The organism is Roseobacter ponti, from assembly GCF_012932215.1.
GTDB classification, from domain to species: domain Bacteria; phylum Pseudomonadota; class Alphaproteobacteria; order Rhodobacterales; family Rhodobacteraceae; genus Roseobacter; species Roseobacter ponti.
In genome coordinates, this window is sequence record NZ_CP048788.1 from 1,413,539 (window position 1) to 1,430,885 (window position 17,347).

Here is a 17,347-nt window from a genome sequence, read left to right on the forward strand (position 1 = left end):
CCTGTTGCGGCATCGCCCGGTTGATGAGCGGGTACGGTTGGCGCGCAGCTTCGGGTTTTCAGCCGGAAGCAGTTCTGCCCTGTGCTCAGCCGCCAGCCTCGCCGAGAAGGGCGAGCAGGCGGGTGGCTTCTGTTTTCGGGTCACTCAGGGCGCTGCGGTCCTCGCCCGGGTAAAAGCGCGCGCGTGTGGCGGTGGGCATCGGTGCGGGTGTCAGGATGTGCACATGGGGCCCGATCCTCGCGGTTTCGGCCTGCCAGCTGCGTGCAAGGGCAATCTGTGCAGCTTTGCTCGCACCGTAGCTTCCGAAGAACTTCTCGCCGCCGCGCGGATCATCAAAGAAAACGGCTGTGCCGGCCTGTCCGAGAAGCGGGGCCACGCAGGTGATCAGCGTGGCAGTGGCGGTGATATTGCTGTTGACCGATTTCGCAAGGTCTTTGCTGTCCACATGATCCGCGGGCGCCAGCGGGGCTGCGTGCACGGCCGTATGAAGCCACAGATCAAGACTGCCCCAGCGGTCAAAGATGCCCCGGCAAAGCGTGGCCATCGCATCGGCGTTTGTGATGTCCATCGGGGCAAGTGTGGCGCTGCCGCCCTTTGCCTGAATGCGGTCATCCAGGTCTTCCAGCGCGCCGGTGGTTTTTGCAACCGCGATGATGTGGTGGGTGCCGGCCAGCGCTTCGGCAAGGGCGGCGCCAAGCCCGCGGGAGGCGCCGGTGATGAGAGCGGTTTTTGTCACGTATGGTCTTTCGGGGCAGGAGAGGGGCCGGGGGTGCGGGTCTGACAGCGCTGATGTGCAGGTGCGCCGGTGCAGGCGGAACGCATCTCTGCCGGGTCACCGCACCGCAACATGTGCTATTCGGCGGCAGGTTTCATTTCAAAACCACTCTCGATCTGATCGGAGGGTTCAACGGGATATTCGCCGGAGAAACAGGCATCACAATACTGCGGCTGTTTGTCATTGCGGCCCTGTGCTTCGCCGACCGCGCGGTAGAGACCGTCGAGCGAAATAAACCGCAGGCTGTCCACCTGAAGATGATCACGCATTTCTTCTTCGGACATGGTCGCGGCCAGCAGCTTTTCGCGCTGGGGTGTGTCCACGCCGTAAAAGCACGGCCAGGCGGTGGGCGGGGAGGCAATACGGAAATGCACCTCGGCGGCACCGGCATCGAGGATCATCTCCTTGATTTTGCGGCTTGTGGTGCCGCGCACCACGGAATCGTCTACCAGGATCACCCGTTTACCTTCGATCAGCGCACGATTGACGTTGAGTTTCAGGCGCACACCCATGTTGCGGATCTGTTCGGTGGGCTCGATGAAAGTGCGGCCCATGTACTGGTTGCGGATGATGCCCATCGCATAGGGAATACCGGAGGCCAGGCTGTAGCCGATGGCGGCCGGCGTGCCCGAATCCGGCACCGGGCAGACGAGATCGGCGTCCACCGGCGCCTCTGCGGCCAGTTCACGTCCGATGGCTTCGCGGGTTTCATAGACGGAACGCCCGCCGAGAATGCTGTCGGGGCGCGAGAAATAGACGTGCTCAAAGATGCAGAAACGGGGTTTGCGCGGGCGGAATGGAAAGTGGGATTCCACGCCCTTGTCGGTAATTACAACCATCTCGCCGGGGGCGATTTCACGAATGAAGGTCGCACCGATGATATCCAGCGCGCAGGTCTCGGAACTCAGAACCCAGCCGTCGCCGACCTGGCCCAGCACGAGCGGTCGCACCCCCAGCGGGTCTCGGACGCCGATAAGTTTGGTGCGGGTCATGGCGACGATGGAAAACGCCCCTTCGACACGGCGCAGTGCGTCTTCCATGCGTTCGGGGATGGTACGCTGCAGCGAACGGGCCATCAGATGGATAATGCATTCGCTGTCTGACGAGCTCTGGAAAATCGAGCCGCGTTCAATGAGTTCGCGCCGCAGAGCATTGGCATTTGTGATATTGCCGTTATGCGCAATCGCGGCACCGCCCATGGCAAATTCGCCGAAAAAGGGCTGCACATCGCGGATCGCTGTCTGGCCTTTTGAGCCGGTGGTGGAATAGCGCACGTGGCCGATGGCCAGCGGACCCTGCAGCGTCTCCATCACCGACTGGCTGGTGAAATTGTCACGCACATAGCCAAAGCGGCGGGCCGACTGAAATCCGTGTTCCGGATGATGGCTGACGATGCCGCCGGCTTCCTGACCGCGGTGCTGCAGGGCATGCAGCCCGAGCGCCACGAAGTTTGCAGCCTCGTCAACGCCAATGACGCCGAAGATGCCGCACTCCTCCTTCAGTTTGTCGCCGTCGTCCATATCCCGCAGGTAAGACGTGTCGAAGGGATGGGCGGGGGGCATGATCCTGGACAAGGGGCAGCTCCGAATCCGTTGCGCTTCGCCCCTATGTAGGTCGTCCGGGCAGGGGTGTCACGAAAGTATCGTAAAGCAGTGCCCGAATGTCGCGACGTCGCACCGGTTTTCAGCAGATACCCGCAGTGTCTGGTGTATCCGGAGCGCGGTCGTCCCTGCGGGGACGGTTCCGCCGGGCGGGTCGGCAGCGCGGTGGCAGGGTGTTATCGCGGGCTGGTGCGCAGGTTGCGGTGCGGCGGATGCAGTTCAGCTGCCGCAGGCGCCAACGAGGCTTTCATATTGCTGTGTTATCCAGCCAAGTGCCTGTTCGGGCTCGGAGTTTTCGATCTGGTCAGCCATCTGAGCAAAGACCACCGCAGAGCGGCTTTCGTCCACGACCGAATAAGTCTCGCCGGTGACGACGGTTTCGTAAACAAAGAAGGCCACGGCAACCAGAAGCACGCCGCGGACCACGCCGAAAAGAAAACCAAGTCCCTGATCCACACCGCCGATTGCAGAGCGCTGTATGACGGATGAAAACAGGGGTGTGAAAAGCGATACGACGATGAGGGCGACGGCAAATACCGCAGCGAAGGCGCCAATGACCGATAATTCGCAGCTGTCGGCGAGAAACTCACCGACGACAGGCAGTTCGCGCACCAGCGGTTCAACCTGCGGCGCGAACATGAAGCCGAGAATCGCCGCTGCGATCCAGCCGACGATCGCCATCAGTTCGCGCACAAGACCGCGCCCATAGGCCAGCAGCGCCGAAACGACGATGACCAGCGCCACAGCGCCATCAATAATCGTGAAACCTTCCATAGCCTTAACAGCCTTTCATTTGCCCGTTCAGCCCGCGCCGAATATCTCGCCCACAAAACCTGTTAGATCAGACATGGTGTTCAAGGCAATGCCATTCACACCAACTGATTTGCCACCTGTTGCAGCGATGGCGCGACTGAACCCCAGTTTCTGGGCCTCTTTAAGGCGTAATTCGGTCTGTGTTGCGGGGCGCAATGCGCCTGAGAGGCTGATTTCGCCGAAAACCACCGTGTCTGCGGGCAGAGCGGCATCCTCGCGCGCGCTCAGCAGGGCGGCGGCAACAGCGAGATCCGCGGCGGGTTCGGAGACCTTCAGACCGCCGGCCACATTGAGATAGACGTCGAGGCCCGCAAAAGGGATGCCGCAGCGCGCCTCGAGCACCGCCAGGATCATCGCAAGGCGACCACCGTCCCAGCCAACAACCGTACGGCGGGCCTGAGAGTGTGGCGACGGGGCGACAAGTGCCTGAAATTCAACGAGAACCGGGCGGGTCCCTTCTACGCCCGCAAAAACCACAGAACCAGGGCTCGGGGTGCCGCGTTCGCTCAGGAAAAGGGCTGAGGGGTTGCCGACCTCGGCAAGCCCGGTGCCGGTCATCTCAAACACACCGATCTCATCGGCAGGACCAAAGCGGTTTTTCACAGCGCGCAGGATGCGGAACTGATGCCCGCGCTCGCCTTCAAAATAAAGAACGGTATCGACCATATGCTCGACCACGCGGGGTCCGGCGATCTGTCCCTCTTTTGTCACATGTCCGACGAGAATTACGCTGAGCCCGCGGCGTTTGGCAAAACTGGTAAGCTCGTGGGCGGCCGCACGGACCTGGCTCACGGAGCCCGGAGCGCTTTCGACATTATCGGCCCACATGGTCTGGATGGAATCAATAATCGCCAGCTGCGGCTTTTCAGTTTCGAGCGTGGTCAGGATATCGCGCAGGCTGGTTTCAGCTGCAAGTTTCACCGGTGCGTCGGCAAGGCCGAGGCGTCGCGCGCGCATGCGGACCTGAGCGGAGGCCTCTTCGCCGGAAACATATATTGTTTTCAGGCCACTGCGGGCAAACTGTGCTGCCGCCTGAAGGAGCAGTGTGGATTTGCCGATGCCCGGGTCGCCCCCGACCAGAATTGCCGAAGCCGCCACAAGCCCGCCACCAAGTACCCGGTCGAGTTCGGTGATGCCGGAGTTCGTGCGCGGGGGCGGTGCCTCTTCGGTGGAAAGATCGGTGAGTTCGATCGCGGCGCCGCGTTTGCCGCCCAGCGATTTCGCGGGGCCTTTGGAGATGCCTGCGTCCTGAGAGATGGTGTTCCACTCGCCGCAGGCCTCGCAGCGCCCGGCCCATTTGGTCGTGACATTGCCGCAGGCGGAGCAGGAAAAGGAGGGGGATTTTGCCATGCGCTTTACATGGCCCGAACCGGCGACCGGGTCAAACGTCAAATAGGTGTCCCTGCGTCCGGACGCGCCAGGCAACGGTCGCTGCCGGTTTCCGGGGTAGCGAGGTGATCATGCGGGTTAACGCATGAAAACAAGGGCATCGGGCCATACACCGCCCGTGCACGGCGTGTGCACGATGTGTGCACCGGTCGTGCACGCGGAGCGGGGTTAACAGACCGCGCGTGGCTCTTCGTTAAGAGACCGTTATCGTGGCAGGCCGGCAGTTACTTTTTGGGAAATAACGAGGGGCGGCCCGGCCGGGCGGGACGTTTCACGCGCACCGGCGCCACGGGTGCCTGCGCCTGCGGCTCTGAGGGTTCTTCCGAATAGCGGACAACATCCTGTGTTGTGCCGCCTGCGACGTCGCGCAGCTTCTTGTCCTTTGCAAGCGACTCTAGGTCCTGGAAAAACTCCTCCATGCGCGCGCAGGTGCTTTCGATTTCGGCGATGTTGTGTCCGGCGCCCATTTTGTCGGCGGCCTCTTTGACCTGGCGGACCTGGCGGACCATCCGGACGAGCATCGGGCGCATTTCCTCGCTGCAGGCGCGTGAAAAAGACTGCAGCACGGCCTCGACCGACCGGGTCTCGGAATTGGCGCTTTCAACCTCACGGTTGAGGTGGGATTTCTGCAGAGCGTTGACGGTTGCCCGTTCCAGAGCCGCGGCGGTCAGGGTCTCTTTTCCGATGTAATCCGCGAAGCCTTTGCGCAGCGCCTCAAGGGCGACTTCGGCCTTATCATTGCCCGAGATCATGATCATCGCGGCGTTCTTGTTGATACTGTGCATACGGGCACCGGAGATCAGGTTCATGCCACTTGCGCCGGCCAGATCCAGATCGACGAAAATCACGTCGAATTTGTCCTGATCAAGCAGCCGGCCGAATTCTTCTGCCGTCCCGGCCTCCCGGATGAAAAAGTCCAGTCCTGTCTGATCGGCGAGCCGCGTCAGGCGACGCCGGTCAAAGGCATTGTCATCAACGATCAGCGCGCTGATCAGTCCGGGACTGGTCTGCAGAGCAGGTTGGGCCACAGGGTGTCTCCATGCCATGGGGGTTCTTTACGGGTCCGGCATAGCCTGCGCAGCCTTAATGATGCGTTAGTTTCTCCGACCGTCATCCATCGGTTTTTGCAAAGATTTCATTAAATTCAGCGCGATCTGTCAGAGGACAGCCTCAGCGGACGGCCTCAATGGGGCCTTCGGCACGGCCATGTACAAACTGCTCGAGATAGGGGTTGCCCGAGTTGTCCATGTCAGCGACGGGGCCCGTCCACTGGATGACGCCGTCGTGCAGCATGGCGATATTATCGGCGATGGCGCGCACAGAGGTCATGTCATGGGTGATGGTCATCGCGGTTGCGCCCATTTCAACGACAATCTCGCGGATGAGGTCGTTGATCACGCCGGACATAATCGGATCGAGCCCGGTTGTGGGCTCGTCGAAAAAGATGATCTCGGGCTCGGCGGCGATGGCGCGGGCGAGGCCCACGCGTTTTTGCATGCCGCCTGACAGCTCTGCCGGCAGACGGTCGGCCACATCCGGTTTCAACCCGACGCGGCGCAGCTTTTCAATGGCAATTTCCCGCGCCTCTTCTTTCGGGCGCTTGAGCGATCCGCGCAGCAGACGAAAGGCCACGTTCTGCCAGACCGGCAGGCTGTCAAAGAGGGCGGCCCCCTGAAAGAGCATGCCGAAGCGGGCAAGAAAAGCGTCCCGGTCGGTGGTGTCCGCCGCGTCCTTTCCATCGACGTAAATGGTGCCTTCGTCCTGTTTCACAAGGCCAAGCACGCATTTGATCGCGATCGACTTGCCGGTGCCTGATCCGCCGATGATCACCATGGAAGAGCCTTTGGGCACGTCGAGGTTCAGACCGCGCAGAACGTGGTTCGAGCCGAAGGATTTATGGATGTTTTCCATTCTGATCATAGTGAGAAAAACACCCCCGTCAGCACGAAATTCGCCGCCAGGATCAGGATTGCGGCCCCCTCAACGGCGGTTTTGGTCGCGCGGCCCACACCCATGGCGCCGCGCCCCGAGTTCATTCCGTGAAAACAGCCCATGAGGGCCGCGGCAAAGCCGAAAACAGCACCCTTGGTCAGCGAGGAAATGACATCAAGCGGCTCAAGAAAGTTGACCGTGTTGCGGATATAGGCCGCGGGGTTGAACCCGAGCGTTCCGGTGGCGACCGCATAGCCGCCAAAGATCCCGATGATGTCGCCCACACCCACCAGCAGCGGCACGACAAGCGTTGCGGCAAGCACGCGCGGTACGGTGAGGTATTTCATCGGATGTGTGGAGAGCGTGACCAGCGCGTCGATCTGTTCGGTGACCTTCATCGTGGCGATTTCGGCGGCAATCGAGGAGGTCACGCGTGCGGCGATCATCAGACCCACGAGCACCGGGCCAAGCTCTCGCACCATGCCGACGGCCACGATCTGCGGCACCACGGCCTCGGCGTTGAAACGCGACCCGCCGGCATAGATCTGCAGCGCCAGCGCGCCGCCGGTAAAGACCGCGGTGAGCCCGACGACGGGCAGCGACAGCCAGCCGATATTCAGCAGCGCAGAGGCAAACTCGCGACCGTAAAAGGGCGGGCGGACCATATGGCTGATCGCGTCGATGCCATAGAGCGCGATGCGGCCAATGGCGGCCAGCAGCCCCAGAACGGTGCGGCCCAGAAGAGCGATTGCTTTCATCGGGTGTATTCGCGGCGGTAGCGCGCCCCCAGGGAGGTCAGGATTTCGTAGCCAAGGGTATCGGCGAAACCGGCGACAGTGTCTATGGACTGGTGCCGGCCGATGAGTTGCAGGCTGTCGGGCTCAGTTGCGAGCCCTGTGACATCTACCCCGATGAGATCCATGGAGATGCGTCCGACCACCGGCACCGACGAGCTGCCTGCATGCAGGGTCGCTTTTGCGCCCATCGCACGGATCACACCGTCTGCGTAGCCCGCGGAGATCGTGGCGATGCGGCTCGGGCTGCGGGCTGTCCATGTGTTGGCATAGCCCACGGTTTCGCCGGGGCTTACATCGCGCACCTGAATAACCGGCACGTCAAGGCGAACGACCGGGCGGGCATCGACAAAGGGTATGCCGCCGTAAAGGCCGATGCCGGGGCGGGTGAGATCAAAGTGATACTCCGGGCCCAGCAGGATGCCGCCTGTCGCACTGAGCGAGCGCGGCACATCCAGCCCGTCGGTCATCTCGTGAAAGCGTGCAAGCTGGCGGGCGTTCATCTCGTGATCGGGCGCGTCGGCGCAGGCAAGATGGGACATGACCAGCGTCGGGTTCTGGGGCAGGGCAATATCGCGCACCGCGGCCCATTCGGCACCCTCCATGCCCAGACGGTTCATGCCGGTATCAAGCTGAATACCAAAGCTGTGTCCGGGGAGGCTTTCCACGTGGCGCAGCATCTGATCGACCGAATTGAGGACCGGCACCAGCCCCGCGCCCCGGATCAGCTCTGTATCGCCGGCCATGTGTCCGGAAAAGACGCTGATGCGCGGGGCGGGGCCAAGGGCTTTGCGCAAAAGCACGCCTTCTTCGGCCACCGCGACAAAGAAATGGCGCGCCCCGGCGCCGGCGAGCGCGCGCGCGACCTCGACGACGCCAAGCCCGTAGCCGTCTGCTTTGACACAGGCGGCGGTCTCACAATCCGTGCGCGCATCAAGATCGCGCCAGTTGGAGACGATCGCGCCAAGGTCAACGGTAAGGACAGCGGTACTCATGGGCGTGTTCTTGACGGGTTGAGCGCAGAGGTCAAGAGGCGGATGGCCAGGCCGCACGGATGGCGCAGGGCGGCCCCTGGCAGAGGCGGCTCACGGAATGACGAGCCAGGGCCGGTTTTCTTCCCACATTTTCTCGCCAACGAGGCAGTCATAGGGGGAAAGCGTGCTCGTCCGGGCCTGAATGATCCGTGCCGGCATTCCGGCGATTTCCAGCACGAGCTTGCGGCGTACCGCATCGGCGAACTGGTCCCAGCTGAGAACCGGAATGACGAAAGCGCCCGGGCCGCCGATCACGCAGCTCTGGTAATAGATGTCGAGATCGGGAATGCCCCACATCGCGCTCAGAGCATCCTGGGTCATCAGCGGCAGGCCGTTGATGATAAACCCCTCCGCCAGCGCCTTGTCGCGCGCCAGATGCACGGGGCGGCCCTGGTTGTTGGGCCCGTCGCCCGAGACATCGATGACCCTGCGCAGACCCGTGAACCCGTTCCCGGCAAAATCGCCGGTGGCATAGATCAGAGCGCCCGAAATAGAGGTGCGCCGCAGCCCTTCGCGGTCAGTCGCGAGGATCGTATCCGCGACGGCGCGCGCATCCTGCGGGGTGGCGATCAGCGTCCAGGGGACCAGCACCCGCTGGTTATATTCACCTGCCCATTCCACATAGGTAATCGCGATGCGCCCCAGCAGACCGCCGCTGATGGCAGCCTGCACCTCTGCGCTGGTAAGGGCCGCGGCGTAGCCCTGACGCTGAATTTCCAGCTCATCGGGGGACATGGAGCGCGAGACATCGACGGCCAGAAAAAGCTCGACATCCACTTCGGTATCCTGTGCGGCCAGCGGGCCGGTCAGGAACAGGATCAGTAAGAACAGGAGCGCGCGCATACCCCATAGCGACAGAGGCGCGGGGCTCTGTCCAGTCACATTCAGGTGCAGCGGGCGGGTGAGCGGCATTGACTTTGGTTTCGGTGCGATGTCTGGGTGAAATGTGAGCAGAAGGGAGCCGCGCTATGGATGCAGATGCCGCACTGGCGCCCGAACAGGTTATTCTGATGCGCGCTGTTCTGGCCTTTGCGGCAGCTGTGGCCGTCTGGATGATCCGGGAAATTTATCTGGGATGGAAGGCAACGCGCGATGCCAGGGCGAAACGTAACAACCTGGTGCGTGCACTATATGCTGAAATAGACTTCAATACCCGTGACATGGAATGGTTTCTGTCGAAATCCCCGGGTGAGCCGCAACTGCGCGACAAGATGACGGCCAATCCGTCGCTGGTGCCGCATATCACCGATGCCCGGCACACGGAAATTTACCGCACGCGTCTTGCGGAACTGCATGGTGTCACCGATCCTATTCTCAGCCGGATGGTGCATTTCTATGGCATGCTGGAAAAGATCAAAGTGCAGATCGACGGCGTCAATTACCCAAGTTATCAGACGCTGAGCGTCGAAGGCAGGCTGAACGGTGTGATGGTCATCGTGCGCACATCGCGCATGGCGCATCGCTATGGCTCGGAGCTCTTAAGCCAGATGGAGCAGGATTTTCCGGCGCTGTCGCTCAGCCGGTTCGACCGCGGCGACGATGGCGGCCAGCCCAGCCGGATTGAAATCCGGGCGGGCAAGTTCGCGGACCCGGAGGCGGTATCCGGGGACAGTGCCGCTGTGCCCGGTTCTGAAAACTGACGCCCACCTGGCGGGTGGGCGCTTCAGGTTTTTCGGAGTGTTGGATATCAGTCATCAGATGATGATCGGATCGGGTCCTGTCATATTCACCTCTCATTGCCCGGCAATGCCGACGCTCAGATTATAGGCTGTCCGGCGCAGGCGGCAATCTCAAATCACCGCACGTTTTGCAAACAGTCTGTTTCACGGGTCTGCTGCTCTTCAGACAGCCCCGCCTTGTCCGAACGGGTTCCGCCTGCACTATATATAGCGGTCTGAGCCCTTAATATCAAGTGAAGGGCCGGGGCGGGAGAGCGTTGGGGATCGCAGGCGGTCGCAGTCGGAATCCGGTGTCAGAATTCGGTGTCAGACCCCTGCTGCCAGGGCTGCACGAGGTTGCCGAAGCGGGTGAAGCGGCCCTCAAAGCTGAGATCGACGGTGCCGATGGGGCCGTGTCGCTGTTTGCCGATCACAACCTCGGCGCGGCCGTGCAGACGCTCCATCTCTTCCTGCCATTTTGCCATGGCTTCGAGATCATGGTCGCCGGGTTTCTCGCGCTCTTTGTAATATTCCTCGCGGAAAACGAACATCACCACATCGGCGTCCTGCTCAATAGAGCCCGACTCGCGCAGATCGCTGAGCTGCGGGCGTTTGTCTTCGCGGTTTTCGACCTGGCGCGAGAGCTGGCTGAGGGCCACGACGGGGATGTCGAGCTCTTTGGCGATCGCTTTCAGCCCCATAGTGATCTCAGAGATCTCGTTCACCCGGTTTTCCGACCGGCCGGTGCCGCGGACAAGCTGCAGGTAGTCAACCATCAGCACATCCAGCCCGTGGGTCCGTTTCAGCCGGCGCGCACGGGCGGCAAGCTGCGCGATGGGCAGCGCGGGCGTATCATCAATATAGAGCGGACAGGCCTCAAGTGCCTTGGCCGCATCCACGAAACGGCGGAATTCTGCTTCGGTCATATCGCCGCGACGGATCTGTTCTGATGGCACTTCTGATGCTTCTGACAGAATCCGCGCGGCGAGCTGCTCGGCACTCATCTCAAGAGAATAAAAACCTACGACACCACCGTCGATGGCGCCTTCGCTGCCGTCGGGCAGGGCTCCGCGTCTGTAGGCTTTGGCGATGTTGAAAGCGATGTTGGTGGCCAGCGAGGTCTTGCCCATCGAGGGCCGCCCCGCGAGGATCAGAAGATCCGAGCGGTGCAGCCCGCCCAGCTTTTTATCCATATCGATCAGACCGGTAGAGAGGCCTGCGAGGCCGCCGTCACGCTGATAGGCGGCGTTGGCCACATTGACCGCATCGGTGACGGCGCGCAGGAAGCTCTGGAAACCACTTTCGGTCTGGCCCTGTTCGGCAAGTCCGTAAAGGGCCTGTTCGGCCTCCACGATCTGCTCGCGCGGCTCAGAGGCCACGTCAATTTTCGCGGCTTTGTCGGAGATTTCGCGACCCAGCCGGATGAGATCGCGGCGCACCGACAGATCATAAATCATTTTGGCATAATCGCGCACGGCAAAGGCCGAAACGGCGGCACCGGCAAGACGGGCAAGATAGGAGGGACCGCCGAGTTCTTTCAGACCTTCGTCATCTTCCATGAACGCTTTGAGCGTCACCGGCGAGGCGAGGTTGTTTTTAGCGATACGCGCGGCGGCGATCTCGAAGATGCGTGCATGAACGGGCTCGAAAAAGTGCTGCTGTCCGATCAGCGCCGCGACCCGGTCATAGATGTCGTTATTCGTCAGGATCGCGCCGAGCAGCTGCTGCTCTGCCTCAATCGAATGGGGCATGGTTTCCGGCGACTGCACATCTGTCCCGGTCGGATTGAAGGCCGTTATTTCGTTCATCTCTGTCCCTGCCTGCGCATCTGCTGCTCTGGTCCGGCGCGTCTGTGTCACCGGTCCGGTCAGTCATACATAAAATCCGCGCGCGCCCCTATCTGGAAATCTCAGGGGAAAAGACGCGGGAGAAAACTGTGTATAACCAATTAACCCAATTCGCCTGGCACATAATGTAGCATAAGTGTGAACTGCCGCAACATCTGGATTGCCAGCGGCGATTCTGCGCCATGTTATTCACGGCGATGTGGTTAAGTTTTATTTCTTGTTTGCCTCTTGCCACTTACGCGGATCGTGCAGGAAATTCTCCACTTCGGCGAGTGTGGCGTCATCGAAAAGCGACTGTGTCTGCGCTTCGGCAAGAACGTCCCACCATGTGCAGAGTGCGTGCAGGGAGACGCCGTGATCGCCGAGAGTTTTCTCGGTTTCCGGGAAGATATCGTAATAGAAAATCACCGCGGTATGGGCGCAGGTGGCACCCGTTTCGCGGATTGCGTCAACGAAAGACAGCTTGGAGCCGCCGTCGGTCGTCAGGTCTTCGACCAGCAGCACGCGTTGTCCTTCGTGCATGTCGCCCTCGATGCGGGCGTTGCGGCCGTAGCCTTTGGGTTTTTTGCGCACGTAGGTCATGGGCAGGGCCATGCGGTCTGCCACAAGGGCGGCAAAGGGGATGCCCGCCGTCTCGCCGCCGGCGATGTTATCAAAGGCTTCAAAGCCGGTGTTGCGCATCACCGTCACGGTCAGGAAATCCATCAGCGTCGAGCGGATCCGCGGATAGCTGATCAGCTTGCGGCAGTCGATGTAGGTCGGGCTGGGCAGACCGGAGGCCAGTGTGAAGGGCTCTGCGGTGTTGAAATGGACCGCTTTGATCTCGAGCAGCATACGCGCGGTGAGGCGGGCCATTTCGGTGGCATCGGGATAGCCGGAGGGGATCATGCGGAGCTCCTTGCGGGTGGATTAAAGAGTTTTATGCCTCCGGCGGGGATATTTAAGAGCCAGAGAAGGTCAGGTCACAGACCAGGTGAGCGGGGTGCCGGGGTCAAAGACGGTCACGGGGCCGTCGTCGGTATCGATCTGGTCGGGGTAGTCGGGCGTAGATTTTACCAGCGTCAGGGTGGTTTCGTTCACCGGCAGGCGGTAGAAGGCGGGGCCGTTCCGTGAGGTGAAGGCTTCGAGGCGATCGAGAGCGCCGTCCTCCTCGAAGACCCGGGCCAGCACGGACATCGTGTTGGTGGCGGTGAAACAGCCCGCGCATCCGCAGGGCTGCAGTTTGCCGGCGTCCGTATGCGGCGCACTGTCGGTGCCCAGAAAGAAGCGGGGCTCGCCGGAGGTGGCAGCCTCGCGCAGGGCAAGCCGGTGGGTTTCGCGTTTGGCCACAGGCAGGCAGTAGTAATGCGGCCGGATGCCACCTGCGAGGATATGGTTGCGGTTGATCACCAGGTGGTGTGTGGTGATCGTCGCCGCCAGATCATCCCCCTGAGTACGGGCATAGGCCACGGCGTCGGATGTGGTGATATGTTCCATCACAACCCGCAGGCCGGGGGTTGCCCGGCGGATCGGGTCGAGAACGCGGTCAATGAAGACGGCCTCGCGGTCGAAGATATCGATGTCGGGATCTGTGACCTCTCCGTGTACGCAGAGCGGCAGGCCGGTTTCGGCCATGCGTTCGAGCACCGGACGGACGCGGTCGAAATTACTCACTCCGCTGGCTGAATTGGTGGTGGCGCCGGCGGGGTAGAGCTTGACCGCGTGCACGAGGCCCTCTGCCTGCGCTGCTGCCACGTCATCGGGGTCGGTATCTTCGGTCAGATAGAGCGTCATCAGGGGCGTGAAGTCTGAGCCTTCCGGCAGGGCTGCAATTATCCGGTCGCGGTAAGCTTTGGCCTGGGCGCCGGTGACAACGGGCGGGACCAGATTGGGCATGATGATGGCGCGGGCAAAATGGCGGGCGGTTTCCGGCAGGACGGCACGCAGCATGGCGCCGTCGCGCAGGTGCAGGTGCCAGTCGTCAGGGCGGCGGATCGTCAGTGTTCGTGTCATGGCCCTGCGCTAGCACAGCCGCGCGGGCAGCGCCAGTATCACTCCGCTGCCGGGTCGTGCAGGGCCTCCAGGCGGCGCGCAAACCGCGGCGCGTGCAGCCGGGCCGCCACATTGGCGCAAAGCCGGCGGGCAAGTGGTTCCCGGTCATCAGCGTCAAGCCGGCTGAGCAGACGACGCAGGTAGGGCAGGTGATCCCGCCGGGCCCGCGCCATTGCATGAAAGACCCGCGGGGTCAGCATGCCTTTGCCGGCAAGTTCGATGAGATCGGTCAGCAGCCCCATCTGCAGAAGATCGGTCTGCAGGGCAGCGCCCATATTGGGCATGCGAAGTCGGGTCACCGCCGGTGTTGAAAAGAGTGCGGCGTGCATGGCGTCCTCGGCCACGCGCGGATCAAAGAGGATGAAGGCCCGCTCGCAGGCTTCTGTCATATCGGGCGCATAACCGTAGCGGTCTGTGAAACAGGTGCGGCGCATATGGGTGAACCGGTTGTCCCATTCGGTCATCGCGGGATCGAGGGTCGCCTGGGGCTGAATGGCGAGGACCCGTGCGCCGGGGGCTGCCACCGAAAAGGCCGCTGCCGCATAGCCGCCGGGGCCTGCGCCGAAGAAGAGCACGCGGTCAAAGCCGTCGAAAAAGCCTTCATCAACCAGCCTGTCAAAAAGCTCATACACCTTTGCGTCGCGAAACCATGTATCCCCGTCGCTCATGACGGCCAGATGTGACCAGCGCTGATCGCGCACCAGATCCCAGCCAAGCGGATGGCCCAGCGGCGAGAGCGCCTGAATGCCCTGCAGCGTCTCAAAGGTCACCAGAAGCGTGCTGTTGTCTTCGATGAAGGTCGCCAGATGTCGTGCACCCAGAGGTCTGATCCAGCCGCGCGCATCGACAATATCGCCAACCTCAGCAATCCATTCCGGTTTGCTGAGATCCCTCAGGGAGGGTCCGAAATCTGTCGCCGCATCCGGCATCACCGAATCCTTTCAGAACCGGAATTTCCGGCCTTCACACCGTCTGGCGCATTCATACAGGCCCTTTAAGGCTAAATTGCGGAAACAAAAACGCAGCTGTGCGCTGATTGTCTCCGTGCCGGTGCCTGTGCCCGCGCCAACCGCAGCAGAGACATTACATCTTTGTGCCGCCTATGCCCAGAGGCTGCCGGTCGGCACCGGTTGCGGTTGCCGCTGCGGATCAGAACTTGACGCGCCTGCGCAGCAGTGCAGTTAATCGCGGGACCTCAGGAGGAGCCAGCATGACCCGACCCGCATCTATCGACGCCGTACAGCAGATGCTGTCTGAGCAGGGATATATCTGCGACCGCGCGCTGGGCACGGTGGTGTTTTTGTCGCTCAGCCTTGGGCGTCCGCTGTTTCTGGAGGGCGAGGCGGGGGTGGGCAAAACCGAGATCGCGCGCGCGCTCGCCACCGGACTGGGCCGGCGGCTGATCCGGTTGCAGTGCTATGAGGGGCTTGATGCCTCCAGCGCGGTCTATGAGTGGAATTTCGCCGCCCAGATGGTGGCGATCCGCACCGCCGAAGCCGCCGGAGGCAGCACGAGGGCAGGCCTGCAGGAGGAGCTGTTCAGCGACGAATATCTGATCGAACGTCCGCTTTTGCAGGCCATGCGGCCGGATGCAGCAGGCGCACCTGTGCTGCTGATTGATGAGCTTGACCGTACGGATGAGCCCTTTGAGGCGTTTCTTCTCGAAGCGCTCAGCGACTTTCAGGTCACGATCCCGGAGCTCGGGACCATCGCCGCCCCTGAGCCGCCGATTGTCATCCTGACATCTAACCGCACCCGCGAGGTGCATGATGCGCTCAAACGCCGCTGCCTGTATCACTGGGTGGATTACCCCGGCTTCGAGCGCGAAATGGAGATCCTTCGCGCCCGGGCGCCCGAAGCTTCCGCGAACCTCAGCCGTGAGGTGGTGGCCTTTGTCCAGCAGCTGCGCACCGAGGATCTCTTCAAGAAACCCGGGGTGGCCGAAACCATCGACTGGGCCAAATGCCTGCTCGCCCTTGATGTGATTAATCTCAGCCCGGAGGTGATCGCCGACACTCTGGGTGCCATCCTGAAATACCAGGACGACATTCAGAAGCTGCAGGGCTCGGAGGCCAAACGCATCCTGGACAACGTCAAAGCCACGCTTGAGCCTGCCTGATGCGATTTCCGTCGGATCACGCCGGGGGAGCGTACGAAGGGCGCTCGCGTTCTGGTCGGGCAGATGCCTGAATACCTGCCGCTTGAATTGCCGGATGATCCGAAGCTTGCCGGTAACATCACGCATTTTGCGCGTGCGTTGCGCCGTGCGGGCATTGCCATCGGGCCGGGACGGGTTATTGACGCCATCCGCGCGGTTGAAGCTGCCGGCTTTACGGACAAGCGAGATTTTTACTGGACGCTGCACGCCTGTTTCGTGAACCGGCCCGAGCACCGGATCGTTTTTGCGCAGATTTTCCGGCTTTACTGGCGTGACCCGCGGTACCTGGAACATATGATGTCGATGATGATCCCGGCGGTGCGCGGGGTGCAGGAGGACCGTTCCGCGCAGTCTGCCGAGAAACGCGCGGCAGAGGCTCTGCTTGACGGGGCCGAGGCGCCGGAGCGCGACATGCCGGATGCTGATCCTGACGAGGAAGAACTCGAAATCCGGATCGACGCGAGCCAGACAATGTCCGGGCAGGAGCGGCTGCGCAGTCTGGATTTTGAACAGATGAGCACGGCAGAGATCGCGCAGGCCAAACGCATGATTGCGCAGCTGAACCTGCCGGTTAAACCCATCATGTCGCGACGCGCGCAGGCGAGCCTTCGCGGCACGAAGGTCGATGCTGCCCGCACCCTGCGCCTTGCCATGCGGCAGGGGGGCGACATGCACAAAATCGCGCTGCAACGGCCGCGTCCGCGGTGGCCTAATCTTGTGGTGCTCTGCGACATCTCCGGATCCATGAGCCAGTACAGCCGCATCGTTCTGCATTTTCTGCACGCGGTTTCCAATGCACGCGGTGCGGGCTGGGCAAAGGTACATGCCTTTACCTTCGGCACGCGGCTGACGAACATCACCCGGCATCTGAAGCACCGGGATGTGGATGCCGCCCTCGCTGCAGCCGGCGCTGAGGCGCAGGACTGGGAAGGTGGCACACGTATCGGTGACTGCCTGGCACAGTTCAACCGCAACTGGTCGCGGCGGGTCATGGGGCAGGGGGCGGTGACGCTGGTGATCACGGACGGGCTGGACCGGGATGATCCGGACCATCTGGCGCGTCAGATGGAGCGGCTGCACCTGTCCTCGCGCCGGCTGATATGGCTCAACCCTCTGTTAAGGTGGGAGGGTTTCGCCCCGAAAGCGAAAGGCATTGCGGCGATGCTGCCGCATGTGGACAGCTTTCGTGCGGGTCATTCGATCGCGTCACTCGAAGATCTGGCGCTGGCGATCTCCCGCCCTGATGATCACGGCGAAAAAGACCGCCTGATGCAGATGCTGGAGGCGTAACGCGCCCTGCAAGTTAAATTTGCAA

General features: G+C 61.9%; 16 protein-coding genes. 3 read left to right on the forward strand and 13 right to left on the reverse strand.

Features of this window, described 5'->3' with window-relative positions; translation table 11 throughout:
• Positions 1-85 precede the first annotated feature (85 nt).
• The 9 genes from G3256_RS06855 to G3256_RS06895 all read right to left on the reverse strand — a co-directional run bounded on the left by G3256_RS06855 (position 86) and on the right by G3256_RS06895 (position 9,250).
• Entirely contained in the window at positions 86-736 is a 651-nt protein-coding gene (locus G3256_RS06855; RefSeq protein WP_169640109.1) for an SDR family NAD(P)-dependent oxidoreductase, read from the reverse strand.
• Between the two features lie 116 nt (positions 737-852).
• Complete coding sequence (gene purF, locus G3256_RS06860; protein WP_169640110.1) at positions 853-2,337, reverse strand: amidophosphoribosyltransferase; 1,485 nt, start codon at positions 2,335-2,337, stop codon at positions 853-855.
• A 258-nt stretch (positions 2,338-2,595) separates the two neighbouring features.
• Positions 2,596-3,150: a CvpA family protein gene (locus G3256_RS06865; RefSeq protein WP_169640111.1), complete on the reverse strand. Its 555-nt coding sequence runs from the start codon at positions 3,148-3,150 to the stop codon at positions 2,596-2,598.
• 27 nt (positions 3,151-3,177) lie between these two features.
• Complete coding sequence (radA, locus tag G3256_RS06870; RefSeq protein WP_169642359.1) at positions 3,178-4,539, reverse strand: DNA repair protein RadA; 1,362 nt, start codon at positions 4,537-4,539, stop codon at positions 3,178-3,180.
• A 263-nt stretch (positions 4,540-4,802) separates the two neighbouring features.
• Positions 4,803-5,606, reverse strand: coding sequence for a response regulator (locus G3256_RS06875; RefSeq protein ID WP_169640112.1), 804 nt, complete (start codon positions 5,604-5,606; stop codon positions 4,803-4,805).
• Positions 5,607-5,748: 142 nt separating this feature from the next.
• Positions 5,749-6,498 (reverse strand): ABC transporter ATP-binding protein, encoded by a 750-nt coding sequence (locus G3256_RS06880; RefSeq protein ID WP_169640113.1) that lies wholly within the window; start codon positions 6,496-6,498, stop codon positions 5,749-5,751.
• Positions 6,495-7,268 (reverse strand): MlaE family ABC transporter permease, encoded by a 774-nt coding sequence (locus G3256_RS06885; RefSeq protein ID WP_206040800.1) that lies wholly within the window; start codon positions 7,266-7,268, stop codon positions 6,495-6,497. Before G3256_RS06885 ends, G3256_RS06880 begins: the two co-directional genes overlap by 4 nt.
• Positions 7,265-8,299 (reverse strand): alanine racemase, encoded by a 1,035-nt coding sequence (gene alr, locus G3256_RS06890; protein WP_169640114.1) that lies wholly within the window; start codon positions 8,297-8,299, stop codon positions 7,265-7,267. The genes G3256_RS06885 and alr overlap by 4 nt, the downstream gene beginning before the upstream one ends.
• A 90-nt stretch (positions 8,300-8,389) precedes the next feature.
• Positions 8,390-9,250 carry a DUF1194 domain-containing protein gene (locus G3256_RS06895; RefSeq protein ID WP_343044387.1) on the reverse strand — a complete coding sequence of 287 codons (861 nt, stop codon included), beginning with the start codon at positions 9,248-9,250 and terminating at the stop codon, positions 8,390-8,392.
• Between the two features lie 56 nt (positions 9,251-9,306).
• On the opposite strand from G3256_RS06895, the gene G3256_RS06900 reads away from it, so the two are divergent.
• Positions 9,307-9,978 (forward strand): hypothetical protein, encoded by a 672-nt coding sequence (locus G3256_RS06900; RefSeq protein WP_169640115.1) that lies wholly within the window; start codon positions 9,307-9,309, stop codon positions 9,976-9,978.
• Between the two features lie 332 nt (positions 9,979-10,310).
• Here G3256_RS06900 and G3256_RS06905 read toward each other — a convergent pair whose 3' ends face one another.
• From G3256_RS06905 to G3256_RS06920, 4 genes are all read right to left on the reverse strand, one after another.
• Positions 10,311-11,804: a replicative DNA helicase gene (locus G3256_RS06905; protein ID WP_169640116.1), complete on the reverse strand. Its 1,494-nt coding sequence runs from the start codon at positions 11,802-11,804 to the stop codon at positions 10,311-10,313.
• A 249-nt stretch (positions 11,805-12,053) separates the two neighbouring features.
• Complete coding sequence (locus G3256_RS06910) at positions 12,054-12,731, reverse strand: orotate phosphoribosyltransferase (RefSeq protein WP_169640117.1); 678 nt, start codon at positions 12,729-12,731, stop codon at positions 12,054-12,056.
• A gap of 69 nt (positions 12,732-12,800) precedes the next feature.
• On the reverse strand, positions 12,801-13,835 hold the full coding sequence (gene pyrC / locus G3256_RS06915) for a dihydroorotase (protein WP_169640118.1): 1,035 nt from the start codon (positions 13,833-13,835) through the stop codon (positions 12,801-12,803).
• A gap of 38 nt (positions 13,836-13,873) precedes the next feature.
• Positions 13,874-14,803, reverse strand: coding sequence for a phosphoadenosine phosphosulfate reductase (locus G3256_RS06920; RefSeq protein ID WP_169640119.1), 930 nt, complete (start codon positions 14,801-14,803; stop codon positions 13,874-13,876).
• Between the two features lie 281 nt (positions 14,804-15,084).
• On the opposite strand from G3256_RS06920, the gene G3256_RS06925 reads away from it, so the two are divergent.
• On the forward strand, positions 15,085-15,993 hold the full coding sequence (locus G3256_RS06925) for an AAA family ATPase (protein ID WP_169640120.1): 909 nt from the start codon (positions 15,085-15,087) through the stop codon (positions 15,991-15,993).
• Positions 15,994-16,056: 63 nt separating this feature from the next.
• The gene (locus G3256_RS06930; RefSeq protein ID WP_169640121.1) at positions 16,057-17,322 is read left to right on the forward strand and encodes a vWA domain-containing protein; all 1,266 of its coding nucleotides are present in this window, start codon (positions 16,057-16,059) and stop codon (positions 17,320-17,322) included.
• Positions 17,323-17,347: the final 25 nt, after the last annotated feature.